The organism is Spirosoma utsteinense, assembly GCF_014282275.1.
GTDB classification, from domain to species: domain Bacteria; phylum Bacteroidota; class Bacteroidia; order Cytophagales; family Spirosomataceae; genus Spirosoma; species Spirosoma utsteinense.
In genome coordinates this window covers 1-2,432 of record NZ_VFIA01000121.1, presented here as the reverse complement: position 1 = coordinate 2,432, position 2,432 = coordinate 1, and the positions used below count along the sequence as shown (strand labels likewise).

The 2,432-nt window shown below is 49.6% G+C and carries 3 protein-coding genes; 1 reads left to right on the top strand and 2 read right to left on the bottom strand.

Annotation, left to right across the window (positions count from 1 at the left end; all coding sequences use genetic code 11):
- Window positions 1-178 precede the first annotated feature (178 nt).
- Window positions 179-901 (bottom strand): recombinase family protein, encoded by a 723-nt coding sequence (locus FH603_RS27955; protein ID WP_186742633.1) that lies wholly within the window; start codon window positions 899-901, stop codon window positions 179-181.
- Window positions 902-955: 54 nt separating this feature from the next.
- A complete protein-coding gene (locus FH603_RS27950) occupies window positions 956-1,309 on the bottom strand; it encodes a hypothetical protein (RefSeq protein WP_186742630.1) in 354 nt (117 codons plus the stop codon).
- Window positions 1,310-1,987: 678 nt separating this feature from the next.
- Between FH603_RS27950 and FH603_RS27945 the strand changes: the two genes are divergently transcribed.
- Window positions 1,988-2,401, top strand: a complete 414-nt coding sequence (locus FH603_RS27945) for a hypothetical protein (protein ID WP_186742628.1) — start codon at window positions 1,988-1,990, stop codon at window positions 2,399-2,401.
- Window positions 2,402-2,432 lie beyond the last annotated feature (31 nt).

Sequence of the window (2,432 nt, the reverse complement as noted above, 5' to 3'; positions counted from 1 at the left end):
CGGCCCATTGGAGGTCGGTCAGTGGCTCCCACTGTTTGGTCATGACTTTGTCGTTTGGCGACCACAAAGTTGGCACGACCCTCAACCTTTCTCAATTTCCCAACACGTTCTAAGCTTGTAATGTACCCTAGTTTTTCAGGGAGGGTAAGCCCGTTTTTCTTTCCCATTCCACCACTAATTAACCGTTTTCAGGGGGCAACTCGTCGAGCGGGCGGAGTAGCAGCCGCCGAACCTGTTCGGCTCGAAAAAGGCCTCCCCGGGAAGCCTGAAACCCCGCCTCATTGAGTTGCCGGGCGATCTGGGCATATGTGCACCCTTCGGCCCGCAGCCGCCCGATCAACGTAATCGCGCGTCGGTTGTGGCGGTTCTGGCGGGCATTTTCCCGCACGGCCGCGTTAGCCTTTTGGGTGGCCAGCCCGTTCTGAAACGGTTCGCTGGCCCGTCGCCACTGGCCCCGTCTTTTGAGCAGTTCAACCAATGCCTGTTGGGTGCGCAACCGAATCAGGACCCGCTCGCGGTCCGCAATGGCCATGAACAGAGTTGGGGTAAACTTATCCAGGTTGGGAATATCACAGCTCTCCAGGCGTCCCTCCAACTCCCGGTAGATTTGCAGGGCGTCCTCCGTATCGCGGCTCAAGCGGTCTACTTTGGCAACCACCAGGGTTGCCCGTCGTAGCTTGCAAAGCGCCAAGGCTTTTTGAAGTTCAAGCCGACCGGTGACGGCTTTGCCCGACTTAATATCGGTGAAGGCGGCAATCATATGCTTATGCTGGTAAAAGTGAGCAATGTAAGCTTGCTGAGCGTCGAGGCCCAGGCCACTATCGCCTTGTTTCTTGGTTGAGACCCGGTAGTAGGCTACGTATTCGGGGCCGTTGGGGGGTGGGGTCAGGTTGGGAATCATGTTATTTGCTGGCTTAGCCAGTGGAGCCGGCCACTAAGGATGATGTAACCCGGTTTAAAGGGACTCATTGGCCAGTAAGTGTAAAACGTCGTTCATGATCCGGGTATCTAATTCGGTCCAGCTGGGATTGACAAACTGGTCTCCCTCTTGGTCAAAGGTGATCAGTTTGAACGTTTCGGGATAGTGCTCCCAAAGTTGATCCGGGTAATGCTCGGCGAATAACAACCGATCCGGATTTAAGCCGTGCCGGTTGACGGCAGTGAGCGCAATTCGCTCGCATTCGTTGGTTACACTATTGCCTTCGCCCCGATAGGTGGCCACGACCAGGGCGTGCCTACTACAGACCTGCAACTGGCAGGCGCTGCGGTGGCCGCTCGAAGAGAGAAATTCAAATCGATACGTTTCCATACGTAGCAAGAGCCAGGGTGACGGACCGGGCGTTTTGTACCGACGCTTGTTCATTGGCCGGCTAGCTGTCATTGTGACAGGGTGAAGGTAGGGGTTTTTGTCAATATCACAAAAGCTCTACGACCGTAGTGGTTATGTGATTTATGGCACCAAACCAATACATGTAACTTAAGATGGCATTTTGCTTATTCAATTGACGTTTACTGACACCGACCGGTAAGAGCCGTTGTGGACTTGTCCTGACCAAACGAATACGGCTCGATCCGAGGTTGGAAAGGGAAATAAGATTTAGACCTAACAATCGGTTGAACGACGGTAAGTTTTAGACGATATTGAATACATCCAGTGACTAAGCGGTCGAGAAAGGGTTTGTGGTCAGATGAACGAGCCGTTTCGAATAATTATCCGATTGGCGCTATAACCATAATTAGATTATGATTAACTTTTACCACAGCTTTACATAAAACCAGTGGCTGTTGCAAAAGTATATGAACTACTTTCAGTTGCCGCTATTCTTCTATATACGGTTACTTTTTAGCTAAAAAATAGCTGCCATAATGTTCTAACATGGCGGCTGATGGAGTTTTGCAACAGCCACACCACTTATGCAACAGTAATTTCAACCTTAAAGCCTCATTTAGGGTCTAGCCTATTATCTACATACTCAACATCTTACTTATGCTTACCAATCGATATACTCTTGCATCACTATTAGTCGGAATCAGCTGGTTAGCCAGCTGCAAACAGGATGATGACTCAGTAACTTGCAAGCCAGTTGAAACAATAACCCCTCAAAGTACCTGCTATGACTCGAGTCGCGGACTTACCTTAGTGGCATCTGGCCAGACTAGTTCTCCAGATAGAAGCCAATTCACTTGGTCTATTTTCCCTCAAAGTGACACAACGCAAAACAGTAATATTGCCGCTCCTTTAGAAAAAGTATTAGTAGGTAGCGAGACAATTACCGTGCCCGATTCCATTTTGAAAAACTCGCCCAAGTTTATTGTCAAAGTGGGTCGTGCCTTAAAAGTGGATATTAAGCTTGAAAAAGAGATGGTTAATCAGCAACCCAATCACCGTGTCGTGCATTAAAACCGACTTGGAAAAACAGATGGTGCGACGC

Bases quoted from the DNA above. Each gene is read 5' to 3' on its own strand.
- FH603_RS27955 (WP_186742633.1), bottom strand. From the start codon at position 901: ATGATTCCCAACCTGACCCCACCCCCCAACGGCCCCGAATACGTAGCC.
- FH603_RS27950 (WP_186742630.1), bottom strand. From the start codon at position 1,309: ATGGAAACGTATCGATTTGAATTTCTCTCTTCGAGCGGCCACCGCAGC.
- FH603_RS27945 (WP_186742628.1), top strand. From the start codon at position 1,988: ATGCTTACCAATCGATATACTCTTGCATCACTATTAGTCGGAATCAGC.